The organism is Nocardia sp. NPDC060255 (assembly GCF_042727395.1).
In the GTDB taxonomy this organism is placed as follows: domain Bacteria; phylum Actinomycetota; class Actinomycetes; order Mycobacteriales; family Mycobacteriaceae; genus Nocardia.
Genome location: NZ_JBHXAU010000013.1, coordinates 48,454 through 64,386, shown reverse-complemented (window position 1 = coordinate 64,386; position 15,933 = coordinate 48,454). Strand labels below are relative to the sequence as shown.

14 protein-coding genes and 1 riboswitch are annotated in these 15,933 nt (G+C 66.4%); of the genes, 5 read left to right on the top strand and 9 right to left on the bottom strand.

What is annotated here, in order from left to right; genetic code table 11:
• Positions 1 to 62 precede the first annotated feature (62 nt).
• The 3 genes from ACFWF1_RS23555 to ACFWF1_RS23545 all read right to left on the bottom strand — a co-directional run bounded on the left by ACFWF1_RS23555 (position 63) and on the right by ACFWF1_RS23545 (position 2,653).
• Positions 63 to 941 (bottom strand): MaoC/PaaZ C-terminal domain-containing protein, encoded by an 879-nt coding sequence (locus tag ACFWF1_RS23555; RefSeq protein WP_379286570.1) that lies wholly within the window; start codon positions 939 to 941, stop codon positions 63 to 65.
• Positions 938 to 1,375, bottom strand: coding sequence for an SRPBCC family protein (locus ACFWF1_RS23550; protein WP_379286572.1), 438 nt, complete (start codon positions 1,373 to 1,375; stop codon positions 938 to 940). The genes ACFWF1_RS23555 and ACFWF1_RS23550 overlap by 4 nt, the downstream gene beginning before the upstream one ends.
• Positions 1,376 to 1,447: 72 nt before the next feature.
• Positions 1,448 to 2,653 (bottom strand): lipid-transfer protein, encoded by a 1,206-nt coding sequence (locus ACFWF1_RS23545; RefSeq protein WP_379286573.1) that lies wholly within the window; start codon positions 2,651 to 2,653, stop codon positions 1,448 to 1,450.
• A gap of 374 nt (positions 2,654 to 3,027) precedes the next feature.
• On the opposite strand from ACFWF1_RS23545, the gene ACFWF1_RS23540 reads away from it, so the two are divergent.
• Positions 3,028 to 4,680: a purine-cytosine permease family protein gene (locus ACFWF1_RS23540; protein ID WP_379286575.1), complete on the top strand. Its 1,653-nt coding sequence runs from the start codon at positions 3,028 to 3,030 to the stop codon at positions 4,678 to 4,680.
• A gap of 10 nt (positions 4,681 to 4,690) precedes the next feature.
• On the opposite strand, the gene ACFWF1_RS23535 is transcribed toward ACFWF1_RS23540, so the two are convergent.
• From ACFWF1_RS23535 to ACFWF1_RS23520, 4 genes are all read right to left on the bottom strand, one after another.
• Positions 4,691 to 5,335 carry a TetR/AcrR family transcriptional regulator gene (locus ACFWF1_RS23535; protein ID WP_379286577.1) on the bottom strand — a complete coding sequence of 215 codons (645 nt, stop codon included), beginning with the start codon at positions 5,333 to 5,335 and terminating at the stop codon, positions 4,691 to 4,693.
• A gap of 52 nt (positions 5,336 to 5,387) precedes the next feature.
• A complete protein-coding gene (locus ACFWF1_RS23530) occupies positions 5,388 to 6,554 on the bottom strand; it encodes an MFS transporter (protein ID WP_379286622.1) in 1,167 nt (388 codons plus the stop codon).
• Positions 6,555 to 6,984: 430 nt separating this feature from the next.
• Positions 6,985 to 8,202, bottom strand: a complete 1,218-nt coding sequence (locus tag ACFWF1_RS23525) for an NADP-dependent isocitrate dehydrogenase (protein ID WP_379286579.1) — start codon at positions 8,200 to 8,202, stop codon at positions 6,985 to 6,987.
• Positions 8,203 to 8,509: 307 nt separating this feature from the next.
• Positions 8,510 to 10,006: an MFS transporter gene (locus tag ACFWF1_RS23520; RefSeq protein ID WP_379286581.1), complete on the bottom strand. Its 1,497-nt coding sequence runs from the start codon at positions 10,004 to 10,006 to the stop codon at positions 8,510 to 8,512.
• 133 nt (positions 10,007 to 10,139) lie between these two features.
• Between ACFWF1_RS23520 and ACFWF1_RS23515 the strand changes: the two genes are divergently transcribed.
• The 3 genes from ACFWF1_RS23515 to ACFWF1_RS23505 all read left to right on the top strand — a co-directional run bounded on the left by ACFWF1_RS23515 (position 10,140) and on the right by ACFWF1_RS23505 (position 13,599).
• On the top strand, positions 10,140 to 10,850 hold the full coding sequence (locus tag ACFWF1_RS23515; RefSeq protein WP_379286582.1) for a TetR/AcrR family transcriptional regulator: 711 nt from the start codon (positions 10,140 to 10,142) through the stop codon (positions 10,848 to 10,850).
• 51 nt (positions 10,851 to 10,901) lie between these two features.
• A riboswitch (SAM riboswitch) is annotated at positions 10,902 to 11,012 on the top strand.
• 92 nt (positions 11,013 to 11,104) lie between these two features.
• Complete coding sequence (locus tag ACFWF1_RS23510; RefSeq protein WP_379286584.1) at positions 11,105 to 12,442, top strand: bifunctional o-acetylhomoserine/o-acetylserine sulfhydrylase; 1,338 nt, start codon at positions 11,105 to 11,107, stop codon at positions 12,440 to 12,442.
• A gap of 38 nt (positions 12,443 to 12,480) precedes the next feature.
• Positions 12,481 to 13,599: a homoserine O-acetyltransferase gene (locus tag ACFWF1_RS23505; RefSeq protein ID WP_379286624.1), complete on the top strand. Its 1,119-nt coding sequence runs from the start codon at positions 12,481 to 12,483 to the stop codon at positions 13,597 to 13,599.
• A gap of 32 nt (positions 13,600 to 13,631) precedes the next feature.
• On the opposite strand, the gene ACFWF1_RS23500 is transcribed toward ACFWF1_RS23505, so the two are convergent.
• Complete coding sequence (locus ACFWF1_RS23500) at positions 13,632 to 14,285, bottom strand: TetR/AcrR family transcriptional regulator (protein WP_379286585.1); 654 nt, start codon at positions 14,283 to 14,285, stop codon at positions 13,632 to 13,634.
• Between the two features lie 164 nt (positions 14,286 to 14,449).
• Here ACFWF1_RS23500 and ACFWF1_RS23495 point away from each other — a divergent pair, with 164 nt between their 5' ends.
• Entirely contained in the window at positions 14,450 to 15,400 is a 951-nt protein-coding gene (locus ACFWF1_RS23495) for an oxygenase MpaB family protein (protein ID WP_379286586.1), read from the top strand.
• Positions 15,401 to 15,511: 111 nt separating this feature from the next.
• Here ACFWF1_RS23495 and ACFWF1_RS23490 read toward each other — a convergent pair whose 3' ends face one another.
• Complete coding sequence (locus ACFWF1_RS23490) at positions 15,512 to 15,889, bottom strand: winged helix-turn-helix transcriptional regulator (protein ID WP_379286587.1); 378 nt, start codon at positions 15,887 to 15,889, stop codon at positions 15,512 to 15,514.
• Positions 15,890 to 15,933: the final 44 nt, after the last annotated feature.

Below are 15,933 nucleotides of genomic sequence, written 5' to 3'. Positions count from 1 at the left end.
GCTGAATAGTGCGACCGGGCAATGACTTTCGCCGGGACGGCGGAACCGGCCCGGCGAGGGCGTCAATCCGCGATCTCGGCGAGTCCGTCGCTGAGGACCACGTCCTCGCCGCGCACGGTCTCGAAGGCGTAGGTGGTGACGCCGTCGGCGGAGCCGACCTTCCAGATGCGGGTCTCCAGATCGTCTCCGGGGAACACCATCTTGGCGAAGCGCACCGCGAATCGCTTGAGCCGGTAGACATCCGACCCGCCGACCTCGGTCAGCACCGCCCAGGACGCGAACGCCATCGTGCACAGCCCGTGCGCGATGATGCCGGGCAGCCCGGCGTCCTTGGCCACCTGATCGTCCAGGTGCAGCGGCACCGGATCGCCGGAAGCCGGTGAGTAGCGGAAGGTTTGGTCGTCGTCGACGTGCTGCGGCACCACCGCCACCGACTGCTGCGCCCGCAGGTCCTCGTCGAACTTGTGTGCAGGCGCCGCGGCACCGACCGTCTTGCCCGCGTCGATATTGCGGAAGAAGGCGGTCAGGTACTGCTCGTTGACCAGTTCCCCTGCCTCGGTGCGGCATTCGATGAGGATGGTGATGGCCGTGCCGTTGGGCCTGCTGGTGTAACCGGTCGCCTTGGCGCGCGAGACCAGCTGGTCGCCCGGCTGGATGGCGCGGTGGAAGTGGAAGTCCTGCTCGCCGTGCACGACCCGGCCGAAGATGTCCATCGGCGCGACCTCGATCACCGGCATCATCATCGCCTCGAAGACGGGGACGATCGCGAAGACCGGCGAGGCGACCTTGCCGGCGAGATGCGCCTCGATCGGATCATTGGTGGCGGCGGCATATTCGCCGATCCGCTCCCCGGTCACCTCGAAACGTTCGTCGTCACACCAGGTTTCGAGACCGGCGTCGTCGAACTCGACCAGCCGTGCGGTGGTCGTTTCCGAGGTCATGCCGAAGCCAGCGCGTCGAGCTGCTCGAGGGACTTGTCCAGCTGCTTGAGACCGTCCTTCTCGACCGCCTTGCCGAGCGCACCCTTGATCAGCGCGCCCTCGAAATCACCGGAGACCAGGATGGTGCTGCCGCCGTCGCCCTTGGGCTGGATGTCGAAGGTGAATTCGGTCTTCACGCCGGCCATGCCGGTGCCGCCGAGGGTGAGCTTGCTCGGCTGCTGCACCGAAACCACGGTCCATTCCAGCTTGTTCGCCATGCCGAGCATGACGATCTTGGCGACCAGCTTCGCGCCCTCGGTCAGCACGGCGGGCGGCTCCTCCATGAAACGCTCGTGGATGGTGAACCATTTGTCCCAGGTGTTCGGGTCGGAGACGACCGTCCAGAGTGCCTCGGGGGTGGCGTTGACGTCTTTGGTGGCTTCGATGTGTCCCATGAGTTGGCTCCTCGTCGAGTTTCTTTGTGCGAGTTCAGCAGTCAGCGCTTAGGTGAATGTCGCTGCTGGAGTTCAGCGCTCCGCGCGCCGGTAGGCGGTCACGACCGCGGCACCGCCGAGGCCGATGTTGTGCTGCAGGCAGGCGGTGACGTTGTCGACCTGACGTTTGTCGGCGGTGCCGCGCAGCTGCCAGGTGAGCTCGGAGCACTGCGCCAAACCCGTTGCGCCGAGCGGATGTCCCTTGGAGATCAGGCCGCCGGAGGGGTTCACCACCCACTTGCCGCCGTAGGTGGTCAGGTTGTCGTCGATCAGTTTTCCGGCCTCGCCCTCGCCGCACAGACCGAGCGCCTCGTAGGTCAGCAGCTCGTTCGCCGAGAAGCAGTCGTGCAGCTCGATGACCTGGAAGTCCTCGGCGCCGAGCCCGGCCTGCTCGTAGACCTTGCGCGCCGCCTGCACGGTCATGTCGTAGCCGACGAGGTTCTTGGCGGTCTCGTCGAAGGTCGACTTGTAGTCGGTGGTCATGGCCTGACCGACGATCTCCACCGCCTGCGCGGCCAGGTTGTGCTTGTCCACGAACGCCTCGCTGGCCAGGATGACCGCGCCGGAGCCGTCGGAGGTCGGCGAGCACTGCAGCTTGGTGAGCGGGTCGTAGATCATCCGCGAGCCGAGGATGTCGTCCATCGAATACTCGTCCTGGAACTGCGAATACGGGTTGTTCACCGAGTGCTTGTGGTTCTTGTAGCCGATCTTGGCGAAGTGTTCGGCGGTGGTGCCGTACTGCTTCATGTGCTCGCGACCGGCCGCGCCGAACATCCACGGCGCCACCGGGAACAGCACCTCGGAGATCTCGGCGAGCGCCATGATGTGCCTGGCCATCGGCTGCTCGCGGTCGTCCCAGGTCGAACCGAGCGAGCCGGGCTGCATCTTCTCGAAGCCGAGCGCCAGCGTGCATTCGGCGAGGCCGCCCCGAATCGACTGTGCCGCAAGGTAAAGCGCGGTCGAGCCGGTGGAACAGTTGTTGTTGACGTTGACCACCGGGATGCCGGTCATGCCCAGCTCGTAGACCGCGCGCTGGCCGGAGGTGGACTCGCCGTAGACGTAACCGACGTAGGCCTGCTCGACCAGGTCGTAGGCGATGCCGGCGTCGGCGAGCGCCTTGGTCCCGGACTCCCGCGCCATATCGGGGTAATCCCAATCGGTGCCGTCTTCGTTCTTGCGGCGGCCCGGCTTTTCGAACTTCGTCATGCCGACGCCGACGACGTAGACCTTGTTCGCCATCGAACTCCTCAGGTTGTGCCCGTGCCGTCCGCAAGCGGGCAGCGGTGAACCGATCCGTCCGGACCCAGTCAAAACAAACATACAGAGATGTATGTAAGTACGCAAGACTGTCACCGTTACCAGAGGTCTCATCTATCGAATAGCCAGGTGGTAGCACTCGGTCGAGACATACAGCGGGAAGTGTATGTATCGCCAGCACCTGCTGGTACGCAGCGAGTTACTGAGCCAGGGCACGGCGCTGAACCCGTTGCTGTGACGTGACTCACCACTCTCGATGCCGTAACAGCCGCGTAATCGTTCGGAAATTCCCCGTCCACAACCGTGTACGACCGTCGAATGGTTGCAGTTATCGGTGCGGGGATGAGGAGTAAAACGTGGTCGAGCTCGATACCCGGTCGTCGAATTCCGACGGTATCGCCGCAGCAAAGGAAACCCTCGAGGACTACACACTGCGATTCGCACCACGGAGCTACCGGAAATGGAGCCCGGCCGTCGTCGGGATCTCCGCCCTCGGCGGCATCGCCTACCTGGCCGACTTCGCCATCGGCGCGAATATCGGCATCGCGCACGGCACCGGGAACGCGCTGCTCGGCATCGGCTTCTTCGCGATCGTCATCATGGTGACCGGATTTCCGCTCGCCTATTACGCGGCGCGCTACAACCTCGATCTCGACTTGATCACGCGCGGTAGCGGATTCGGCTATTACGGCTCGGTGCTCACCAACGTCGTATTCGCGTCGTTCACCTTTATTTTCTTCGCGCTCGAAGGGTCGATCATGGCCCAGGGGCTGGAACTCGGTCTGGGCGTTCCGCTTTGGCTCGGCTACCTGGCCTCGACGCTGCTCATCTTCCCGCTGGTCATCTACGGGATGAACACGCTGGCCAAACTGCAGGTCTGGACGACTCCGCTGTGGCTGTTGCTGATGGTGCTGCCGTTCGGCTTCCTGCTGGTGCGGCACCCGGATTCGGTGTCGTCCTTCTTCGCCTACGGCGGCGAGAACGGTTCCGGGGTAAGCCTTTCCGGCACGCTACTGGCCGCGGGTGTATGTCTTTCGTTGATCGCGCAGATCGCCGAGCAGATCGACTACCTGCGCTTCATGCCGCCGCGCACGCCGGAGAACGCGCGTAAGTGGTGGGGCTGGATGCTGCTGGCCGGACCGGGCTGGGTGGTTTTCGGCGCGCTCAAGCAGGTGGTCGGGCTGTTCCTCGCGGTATATCTGATCGCGAATCTGCCTGCCGCACAGGGCATCGCGAACCAGCCGGTGCACCAGTTCCTGGAGATCTACCGCGACATGGTGCCCGGCTGGCTGGCCATGACGCTGGCCGTGGTGCTCGTGGTGATCAGTCAGATCAAAATCAATGTCACCAACGCGTATTCGGGATCGCTGGCCTGGACCAACTCCTACACCCGAGTTACCAAGTCCTACCCGGGTCGGCTGATCTTCCTTGCGGTGAACCTGGTGATCGCGCTGATCCTGATGGAAGCCAACATGTTCGACTTCCTCAACAACATCCTCGGCTTCTACGCCAACTGCGGCATCGCCTGGATCGTCACCGTCGCAACGGATATCGCGGTCAACAAGTACCTGCTGAAGATCTCGCCGAAGCGGCCGGAGTTCCGCCGCGGCATGCTCTACGACTTCAACCCGGTCGGGCTGGTCGGGTTCGGGCTCTCGGCGGTGCTGTCGATCATGACGTTCTTCGGCGTCTTCGGTGACCTGCTGAAGCCGTACTCCCCCATCGTCGCGCTGGTGGTCGCGTTCGTCGCCACCCCGCTCACCGCGATCGCCACCAAGGGCAAGTACTACCTGCGGCGCGGCGACGACGGCATCGACCTGCCGATGTTCGACGAGCACGGCAACCCGTCCGGCGAGACGCTGACCTGCCACGTGACCGGACTGGAATTCGAGCGCCCCGACATGATCGCCTCGGCCGTCCCCGGCCCCGAAGGCGAGATCCAGTACATCAGCTCGCTCGCCCTCTCCACCGACAAAGCAGGCCAGCACCTGCTTCCTCAGCAGCAGTGACCCCGAGCGGTCAATCGGCCGCGCGCACGTCGGCCAGTGCGGCGTCGGCGATGTTGCGCAGGTGGGCGGTGGCGCGGCGCCAACGACGTTGGGCGCGTTCGTTGTCCGGGTCGACGAAGTTGGAGACCAGGATGCCGCGCAGGGCGTCCATCGCGGTGTAGATGAAGTCGCGGGCCTCTTTGCGGCGGATCTCGTCGGGGACGAAGCGGGCGACCGCCATCAAGACGGCGTTGTTGACGAACGGCTCGACCTTCTCCATCGCGGCGGCCAGCACCGGATCGGTGCGGCCTGCCACCCACAGTTCGACGGTCGCGATGAACAGCGGGCCCTGGTGCAGTTCCCACAGGAAGTCGAGCGCGGCGGCGACGGGGTCGTTGCCGCGTTCGACCTTGGCCATCTCCCGCATCGCGGTCTCGGCGCGCAGTTGCGCCAGGTGGCTGATCGCGGCGACCACCAGGTCGGTCTTGGAACCGAAGTGGTGCACCTGCGCGCCGCGAGTGACCCCGGCGCGTTCGGCGACCCGCGGCGTGGTGGTGCCCGCGTAGCCGTATTCGACCAGACAGTCGATGGTCGCGTCGAGCAGCCGGGTGCGCATCTCGGTGCTGCGTTGCTCCTGGGTGCGGCGCTGCGGTTTCGCGACTTCGATCCTGGCCATCCGGCGATTCTACACTTACATACAGCTCTGTATGTTCAGATGAAGCGCGGCGTCAGGCCACCAGCGCCGCCGCCGCGACCAGGCGGGCATCGCGACGGGCCGCGTAGATGGTGATCGCGAACAGCAGCACGCCGACCACGGCGAGACCGGCCCCGACCATGGCGGGCGCGGTGTAGCCGAGCCCGGCCGCGATCACGGCGCCGCCGAGCCACGCACCCGCGGCGTTGGCGATGTTCAGTGCGGCGTGGTTCAACGCGGCGGCCAGGGTCTGCGCCTCGTGCGCCACGTCCATCAGCCGAGTCTGCAGTCCGGGCGCCAGCGAGGCACCGGTCGCGCCGACCAGGAACGCGCCGATCGCGGCGGTGTACGGATTGTGTGCCGCCACAACGAATACGGCGAGAATGACGGCCATGCCGATCATCGAGGCGTAGATCGCCCGATCGACACCCTTGTCAGCGAGCACGCCGCCGACGATGTTGCCGACCACCATGCCGACACCGAACAGCATCAGCACGATCGGCACCAGCCCGGCCGACATCCCAGCGACGCTGGTGAGGGTGGTGGTGATGTAGGTGTAGACGGCGAACATGCCGCCGAAGCCGATCGCGCCGACCAGCAGGGTCAGCAGCACCTGGGGACGGCGCAGCGCGCCGAGTTCGGTCACGGGGTTGGTCATGGTGATGCCGGTGAGCTCCGGCACGTACCTGATCAGGGCGGCTACCGTCGCCAGCCCGATCACCGCGACCACCACGTAGGCGTCGCGCCAGCCGAGATGCTGGCCGAGCCAGGTGGCTGCGGGAACGCCGACAACATTGGCGGCGCTCAACCCGAGCATAACCGCGGCAACCGCCTTTGCGCGCTGACCCACCGGGGCCAGCGTGGCGGCGGCGAGCGACGCGACACCGAAGTACGCGCCGTGTGGCAGGCCGGAGACGAATCGGGCGAGCACCAGGGTGTGGAAGGTCGGCGCGACCACGGTCGCCACATTGCCCAGCGTGAACGCCGCCATCAACGCGATGAGCAACTTCTTGCGGGAAACCCGCGCGCACAGGGCGGCGATCAGCGGCGCGCCGATCACCACGCCCAGCGCATAGGCCGACACCGCGTGTCCCGCGGTCGGCTCGGAGACACCCATGGCGCGCGCGATGTCCGGCAGCAAACCCATGGTGACGAATTCTGTTGTGCCGATACCGAACCCGCCGAGCGCCAGCGCGAGCATGGCAGGCACATGCCAAGTCGTCCGCGCAGGCTCGGGGCGTGCGGGGGCCTGGGTGGCGAGGGGTGTGGTCACGTATCCATGAAACGCCTCAGCAGGCGGTTTCGCTTCCCAAGTAAACGTGAGTTGAGACACGCTAACAATCAAGAAAACGTGCAGGTCAGCATGTAAAAACGTGCAATAGGGACACGCCGCGCCCCATCACCTGGCAAATTCCATTCGGAAACAACCGCAGCCCGGGCAGTCGGCCGACCCGATGTGGTCAGCGTCATCCCCGCCTCGGATTCGCTTCCGGCGTCGAGCCATTCGACTGCTCTACGGACCTTGTCCGTCCCCGGAAACAGTCCGGGCACCCGTACCACCGTGTGGTGCGGGTGCCCGTAAGGTTCATCACCCGGCGCCGGATTCGCTTCCAGCGCCGGGTATTTCCTGGTCAGCGCAGTGCGCGGGCCAGGTTGGCGTCGAGCGCGCCGAGGAACTCCTCGGTGCTCAGGTAACCCTGGTCGCCACCGACCAGCGACGCGAGGTCCTTGGTCATCTGACCGCCTTCGACGGTCTTGATGACGACATCCTCGAGGGTCTGCGCGAAGCCGATCACCTCGGGGGTGTTGTCGAGCTTGCCGCGGTGCTCGAGCCCGCGCGTCCAGGCGAAGATCGACGCGATCGGGTTGGTGGAGGTCGGCTTGCCCTGCTGGTGCTGGCGGTAGTGCCGGGTGACGGTGCCGTGCGCGGCCTCCGCCTCACAGGTCTTGCCGTCCGGGGTCAGCAGCACCGACGTCATCAGGCCGAGCGAGCCGAAGCCCTGCGCCACGGTGTCGGACTGCACGTCACCGTCGTAGTTCTTGCAGGCCCAGACGTAACCGCCCTCCCACTTCATGGAGGAGGCGACCATGTCGTCGATCAGGCGGTGCTCGTAGGTGAGGCCCGCCGCGTCGAACTGGGTCTTGAACTCGGCATCGAACACGTCCTGGAACGTGTCCTTGAACATGCCGTCGTACGCCTTGAGGATGGTGTTCTTGGTGGAGAGATACACCGGGTAGTTCTGCTGCAGGCCGTAATTGAACGAGGCCCGCGCGAAATCGATGATCGAAGCCTTGAAGTTGTACATGCCCATGACGACGCCGCCGTCCTCGGGCATCTTCACGACCTCGTGCTGGATCGGCTCGCTGCCGTCCTCGGGCGTGAAGGTGATGGTGACCGAACCGGCCTGATACACCTTGAAATCGGTGGCGCGGTACTGGTCGCCGAACGCGTGGCGGCCGATGATGATCGGCTTGGTCCAGCCGGGCACCAGGCGCGGAACGTTGGAGATGATGATCGGCGCACGGAAAATGGTGCCGCCGAGAATGTTGCGGATGGTGCCGTTGGGCGACCGCCACATCTTCTTCAGGCCGAATTCCTCGACGCGCGCCTCGTCCGGCGTGATGGTGGCGCACTTGACGCCGACGCCGTGGCGCTTGATCGCCTCTGCCGCGTCGACGGTGACCTGGTCGTCCGTCTTATCCCGGTACTCGATGCCCAGGTCGTAGTACTCGAGATTCACATCGAGATACGGGTGGATCAGCTTGTCCTTGATGAACTGCCAGATGATCCGGGTCATCTCGTCGCCGTCGAGTTCGACGACGGTACCTTCAACCTTGATTTTGGACATGGATCTTCGTGTCCTCCTAGGATGGTGCCCTCATTGCACGGCCAGGTGAACACGCTTGTGAGCGGACCCCAGCTGTTCCAACAGACAACGTATATGCCCCGCGTTGTCCGCGAGACGTGTGGTGCAAACAAGACAAGCGTACTGCTGCCGATGATCGTGGTGTGCGGGCAGCCCCCCGAGTGAGAAACCCCACGAACTTACTGACTGGTAGGTCATTCCGCAATTCCCAGGTCGGCCCCGCCCAACGACCACGGTCCGCGCAGCGCCGAACTGGCGATACGCGGACCGAGGGGGATTACTGCGAAATTCAGACGCCGACGTGGACCGGGCGCGCCCCGTCCTCGGAACCCTCGATGAGGTTCTCGGGCCGGTCCCGGATCATGAACGCGATCACCGGAACGGCGGCCAGGAAGAATCCGGCGCCGACGTAGAACGCCACGTCGTAGCTGTGGATCGAGGCGCGGGCGATCAGGTTGTCGATCGTGGCGTGACTCTCCGCGTAGGACTTGGCCGTCTGCACCGAGATGGTCGTCAGCAGCGCCGTGCCGACCGCGCCGCCGACCTGCTGCGCCGCGTTGAGCAGCGCACTGGCCACGCCGGAATCGGCCTCCTCGACCTGATGCAGCGCGACGGTCTGCATGCCGACGAACAGCGGACCCATGCCGAGCGCGATCAGCACCTGCGCGGGCAGCACGCTCGACGCGTAACTGTCGCCGAAGCCGAGCTGGGCCAGCCACAGCAGGCCGAGCACCCCGAGCACCGCACCGGCCACCATCAGCGGACGCGGGCCGAGCTTCGGCAGCAGCGCGCTGGTGACACCCGCGGAGATGGCGATGCCGGCCGGGAACGGCAGGAAGGCGAAACCGGCCTTCAGCGACGAGTAGCCCAGGGTGATCTGGAAGTAGTAGCTGAGGAACAGGAACATCGCGAACATGGCGATCGGCACCAGCAGCGCGGCCAGGAACGCGCCGCCTCGGTTGATCTCGCCCGGAATATGCAGCGGCAGTAGCGGATTGGCCGAGCGCCGTTCGATCACGACGAAGGCGATCAGCAGCGCGGCACCCGCGATGAGCAGGCCGAGGGTGCTGCCTGCCAGCCAGCCGTCCTCGGCGGCGCGGCTGAAGCCGTACACGATCGCGATCAGGCCGAGCGTCACGGTGACCGCGCCGGGCACGTCGTAGCCGCCGGTCCGTGGCGCGGGCACGTCCTTGACCACCCATGCCAGCGCGCCGACCAGGGCGAGCAATGCGATCGGGGTATTCACCAGCAGGCACCAGCGCCACGAGGCGTACTCGGTGAGCGCGCCACCCGCGATCAGGCCCAGCGCGGCGCCACCGGCCGAGATGCCGGCGAACACGCCGAATGCGGTGGCCCGCTCACGCGCCTCGGTGAAGGTCACCGACAGCAGCGACAACGCCGCGGGCGCGAGCAAGGCCGCGAACGCGCCTTGCAACGCGCGCCCGGCGAACATCTCCGCGCCGTTCTGCGCGAGACCGGCAAGTGCCGACGCGGCGGCGAAGCCGACCAGGCCGATGATGAACATCCGGCGCCGGCCCAGGTAGTCGGCCAGCCGGCCGCCGAGCAGTAGCAAGCCGCCGAAGATCAGCGTGTAAGCGGTGAGCATCCACTGCTTGTTGCCGTCGCTGATGCCGAGATCAGCCTGGGCGAAGGGCAGCGAGATGGTCACGATGGTGGCGTCCAGAACCACCATGAGCTGGGCCAATGCGATCACGCCGAGGGCGAACCAGCGGGCCGAGCTGCCTTGTTTTACCGGAACTTCTACTGCTGTCGCAGTCTCGGTCACCGTCGTCTCCTCTTCGTAGGAAGTGCTTGGCTATCCTGTCATCAGACGACATTTGGCGTCAAGAGAAAAATGTCGCGCTACGACATTTGACGGTTACGGACACGAAAACACTGGGTTGCGATAAGGTGGGCACATGCTCGAGTCACCGACGCCGACGGGCGCGAGTGCCGCAGCCGAAACTCCTGCGGGCGCCGCGCATCCCGGCCTGCGCGAACGCAAGAAGCAGCAGACCCGGTTGCGAATCATCGAGGTCGGGCTGAACCTGTGCGACACACAGGGTTTCGACGCGACGACGGTCGAGCAGATCGCCAACGCCGCGGATGTCTCGCCGCGCACGATCAACCGGTACTTCGACAGCAAAGAGGACATCGTCCTCGGGCCGGTGCAGGACTTCGGCCAGGCCGTGGCGGAGACGCTGCGCAGGCTTCCGGTCACCGACAACGAACTGGAATCGCTGCGCTCGGCGTTCCTGCAGGTGATCGACCGAGCCGTCAGCGAACCGGGCGGCGGGCCGATCTCGTTCCGGCAATTCCAGCAGATGCAGCGGATCGTGCGCAGCAGTCCTGCGGTCAGCGCGCGCAGCCTCGAGCACGCCGACAAGAAGAACATCGCCATCGCCGCGGTGGTCGCCGACCGGCTCGCCACCACGCCGTGCGCGCTCCCGGTGCGGCTGATCCTCGGCTCCTGGCAGCTCATCAACCACCTCGCCATGGAGTGCGGCGAGAGCATGTTCGACTACGACGATCTGTACGAGGCCGCGACGGCGGGCCGGAACTCGTTCTGCGCGGCCTTCGATGAGTTCCTCCGGGTCTGCGGCGGCGCGCGGACCAGCGCTTCCGACTGAGTTCGCGCATAGGTTTCAACCGTCGCGCGACGTCCGGTTATGATGCCTTCAGGTCATGAGTGCCAGCGCGAAGCCCCGGCTTGCTGGACGGCAACCCTCCAGCAGCGGTGGGGTGCTCCGGGTGATGACCGGGCTCTCGAAGGTCGAGAGCAAGCGCGCTTTCAGGAGGTTCCCGAAATGTGTTGTTGTCCTTCGCCCAAATCCCGATAACCCCGTAGTTCTGGCGAACAACCTTTTCCTTTGGAGCAAAGCTCATGAGTGATTCCACCGTGCCCGCGGCCGATATCGATCCCACCGCGCAGTGGTCCTTCGAGACCAAGCAGGTGCACGCGGGACAGGCACCGGACAGCACCACCGGTGCCCGGGCCCTGCCGATCTACCAGACCACCTCGTACGCCTTCCGCGACACCGATCACGCCGCCGCGCTGTTCGGGCTCGCCGAGCCGGGCAACATCTACACCCGGATCATGAACCCCACCCAGGATGTCGTCGAGCAGCGCGTCGCCGCGCTCGAAGGCGGTGTCGCCGCGCTGCTGCTGGCCTCTGGCCAGGCCGCGGAGACGTTCGCGATCCTGAACCTGGCGTCCTCGGGCGACCACATCGTGTCCAGCCCGCACCTCTACGGCGGCACCTACAACCTCTTCCACTACTCGCTGCCCAAGCTCGGCATCGAGGTGTCCTTCGTCGACGATCCCGACGACCTGGACCAGTGGCGGGCCGCGATCCGGCCGAACACCAAGGCGTTCTACGGCGAGACCATCGCCAACCCGAGCAGCGCCATCTTCGACATCCCCGGTATCGCCGCCATCGCGCACGAGGCCGGGCTGCCGCTGATCGTGGACAACACGGTGGCGACCCCGTACCTGATCCAGCCGCTGGCGCACGGCGCCGACATCGTCGTGCACTCGGCGACCAAGTACCTCGGCGGGCACGGCTCGGCGGTGGCCGGCGTGCTCGTCGACGGCGGCAATTTCGACTGGACGGTGACCGACGCGCAGGGACAGCCGCGCTTCCCCGGCTTCACCACCCCGGACCCCAGCTACCACGGTGCGGTGTTCGCCGACCTCGGTGCGCCCGCCTTCGCACTCAAGGCCCGCGTGCAGCTGCTGCGCGACCTCGGCTCGGCGATCTCGCCGTTCAACGCGTTCCTGATCAGCCAGGGCATCGAGACGCTGAGCCTGCGGGTCGAGCGGCACGTCGCCAACGCCAAGGCGGTGGCCGAATTCCTGAGCACCCACCCGGACGTCACCAAGGTCATCTACGCGGGCCTGCCGACCTCGCCCTGGTACGAGCGCGCGCAGCAGCTGGCACCGAAGGGGCCCGGCGCGATCGTCGCCTTCGAGCTGCGCGGTGGTGTCGATGCGGGCAAGAAGTTCGTGGACGGATTAGCCCTGCACAGCCATGTGGCTAACATCGGAGATGTGCGCTCTCTCGTGATTCACCCCGCGTCGACCACACATTCGCAGCTGACGCCCGACGAGCAACTGCTCGCAGGCGTCACTCCGGGTCTGGTCCGCTTGGCGGTGGGGATCGAGGGCATCGAGGACATCCTGAGCGATCTGCGGGCCGGTTTCGCGGCGGCGGCGACGTGACGTTGAGTACCGAACCGAGTTTCGCCCGTTCGTCCGGGGTGGCCCTGCCACCCCCGGACGGGCGGCTCGGCATCATCGCCATCGGGGACGTGCGGCTGGAAAGCGGCGCGGTCATTCCGCAGGTGCATCTCGCGGTGCAGCGGTGGGGCGAGCTCTCGCCCACGCTGGACAACGTGGTGCTGGTCGAGCACGCGCTCACCGGCGACTCGCACGTGGTCGGGCATCCGGACGACATTCATCAGCTGCCCGGCTGGTGGGACGGCATGGTCGGACCGGGCTGTCCGCTCGACACCGACGAGTGGTGTGTGATCGCGACGAACGTGCTCGGCGGCTGCCAGGGCAGCACCGGGCCCTCGACCCTGGCGCCGGACGGAAAGCCTTGGGGCGCACGGTTTCCGGAAATCTCCATCCGTGACCAGGTGGCCGCCGAGGCGGCGCTGATCGACCTGCTCGGCATCGAGCGGCTGGCCGCCGTGGTCGGCGGGTCGATGGGCGGTATGCGGGTACTCGAGTGGATGGTCGGCGCGCCGGATCGAGTCGGCTCCGCGCTGGTGCTGGCCGTCGGCGCGCGCGCCACCGCGGACCAGATCGGCACCCAGACCACCCAGATCGCGGCGATCAAGGCCGATCCGGACTGGCAGGGCGGCGATTATCACGACACCGACCGCGCGCCGATGACCGGCATGGGCATCGCCCGGCGCATCGCGCACCTCACCTACCGCACCGAGGACGAGCTGGACCACCGGTTCGAGAACGGCGCGCAGGGCGCCGAGGATCCGTGGCGCGGCGGCCGGTACGCGGTGCAGAGCTACCTGGACCACCAGGCCGACAAGCTTTGCGGGCGTTTCGATCCCGGCACCTACGTGCTGCTGACCGAGGCGATGAACCGGCACGACATCGGCCGCGGCCGCGGCGGCGTGCGCGCGGCACTGGCCGCGACGCCGGTGCCGTGCGTGGTCGGCGGCGTCGACTCCGATCGGCTGTACCCGCTGCGCACGCAGCAGGAACTGGCCGAGGGGTTGCCGGGCTGCGACGGTCTGGAGGTCGTGCACTCGCGCGACGGACACGACGGCTTCCTCACCGAGGCAGCGGCTGTGTCCAAGCTGCTGACCGAAACCATGCGGCTGGCTCAGCAGAGCCGTCAGCCCACCCGCTGAATCCACCTCGCGCGCGGCGGTTCTCGCCGCGGCTAGTCGGTGGTGGGTGCGCCGACCAGTAGTTGGACGATGGCGTGGACGAATCCTTGGAGGCGTTCACGAGGGTATTCGTCGGGCTCGCTGACGGCTAGACGGCCGAGCATTTCGGCGACCTGCAGCAGCGAGTTGGTCAGCAAGCCGGAATCGACTCCGGCCCACCGGGGTTCGAGTGCGGTGCCGACGCGGACCAGGGCCTCGGCCTGGTCGAAGATGCCGGCGCGCGAATTGCGCAGTGCCTCACGGTATTCGTCGGGGGCGTTGCCCGGACCGGCGAGGATGAGCCGCCAGCGGGTCGGATTCTCCAGTGCCACACCGACGAACGCCTCGACGGTGGCCGAGGCGGCGACGACCGGGTCGGCGCCCATCAGGTCGGTCGGCAGCGTCTCGGCGACCTGTTCGAGGCCGCGTTCGCGTTCCCGTTCCAGCAGCGCCGCAACGAGTTCCGCGCGGGTCTTGAAGACGGTGTAGAGCACCGGCTTGCCGACGCCCGCCTCCTGGGCGACCGCCTCCATACTCAGCTCGTGCAGTTCCATCCGGCTCAGCACCGCGAAGGCGGCGTCGAGCAGCTGGGCCCGGCGCTGCTCCGGCGGCAGGCGTGGCGCGTAGCGCCTGCGCGGCTTATCCGCCGCGGTACGCGATGTCGTCACTGCCGCTGCACCTCCATGCGGTCCATCCTGACAGCATCCCGGTCTCGATCCCGCATCCCGTCCGACACAAATGCTACGCAACCGTTGTATTCATTGCCAGCAATTGCTACGGTTGCGTTGTATTCACCCCCGGTGCCGGGGCGATCACCGCAAAGGAGCACGTGATGCACTTCGATCCGACCACCCTGCGCCGGGACGATTACGGGTTCTTCGGCCCCGATTCGCCCAGCTGGAAGGTCTGGACCGCGCCGACCGCGGTCATCGGCTTCCAGCGCGCCGTCGTACTCGAGCACTTCGACCCGTTCCTCACCGCGGCCGTCGCCGACTCGCGCGGCATCTACAGTGACCCGCGCAAGCGCCTCGATCACACCTTCTCCTACTTCCTGATCGCCGCGATCGCCGACGGACGCACCGCTATCCAGGCGGCCGAGCACCTCATGCAGATCCACGCGCCGATGACCGGCATCGAACCGATCAGCGGGAACCGCTACAGCGCGAACAGCCCGGACACCCAGCTGTGGATCCACATCACCGGATGGCACTCGGTGCTCAAGGCGTACGAAATGTTCGGGCCCGGCCTGACACCGGAAGAGGAGACGCGCTTCTGGCAGGAGTGCGCGATCGCGGCCGAGCTGCAGACCTGCAAGCCGGAGGATGTGCCGCGCTCGCGCGAGGAGGTTCGCGCGTATTACGAGCGAGTCCGCCCGCGCCTGTGCACCTCGGAACGGGCCGAGGAAGGCATGCACCACCTGCTGTGGACCTCACCGCGCAATGGTGCGGGTATCTCGTATTTCATTGGCAGCAGGCTGCTTTCGCTGGCGTCGGTCGCGACGCTGCCGAAGTGGATGCGCAAGCTCGGGCGTTTCGATCGGTGGGGCATCGTCGATCTCGCGGTCCGGCTGCCCGCCAAGGTGCTGGTCTGGGGATTCAGCCGGTTCAACTCGTTCGGACTGCTGGTCGCGGCGCCGTTCATCGCGCCGCTGGCGGGGCAGATCCTGAAGGAGCACATCAACGCGCAGCCGCCGGCCCGGTTGGCGACAGTCACTCCGGCCGAGGCGCGCGCGTTGTACGGCAGTCGATCCGGGCGCGCGGCGCTGGTCGCCGAGCCCGCTTGAGTTTCGGGCCTCGCCCGCCGCATCGAGGGGTGCGGCGGGTGGTGCGCCGAATTGGTTTCCACCGCAACGGAATCCGCGATCCCGGCGCCGGATGACGTAGGTCTGCCCGCGTCAGCGAGCGGCCGAGCGGCGCGCCTGTTCGATCAGGTTGATGTTGGTTTCGATCCAATCGCGCAGTGCCGCAATGGGTGTACGCAAACTATGGCCGAGTTCGGTGAGGGTGTACTCGACCCGCGGCGGCACGGTGGGATGCACGGTGCGCGTGAGGAATCCGTCGTTCTCCAGCTCGCGCAGGGTCTGCGTCAACATCTTCTGCGAGACGCCTTCGATGCGCTTGTACAGATCGGTGTAGCGCATGGTGCCGTCGGCCAGGGCATCGACGATCAGCACCGTCCACTTGCCCGCGAGGCGGTCGAGCACATGACGGGTGGGACATTTGGCCGAGTAGATGTCGGCGGGTAGATCGGAGCCATCGATGAGCGTGCGCACCTTCGCGAGTGTAACGCACAATTAAGTGCCTTCTTCCTATTGGA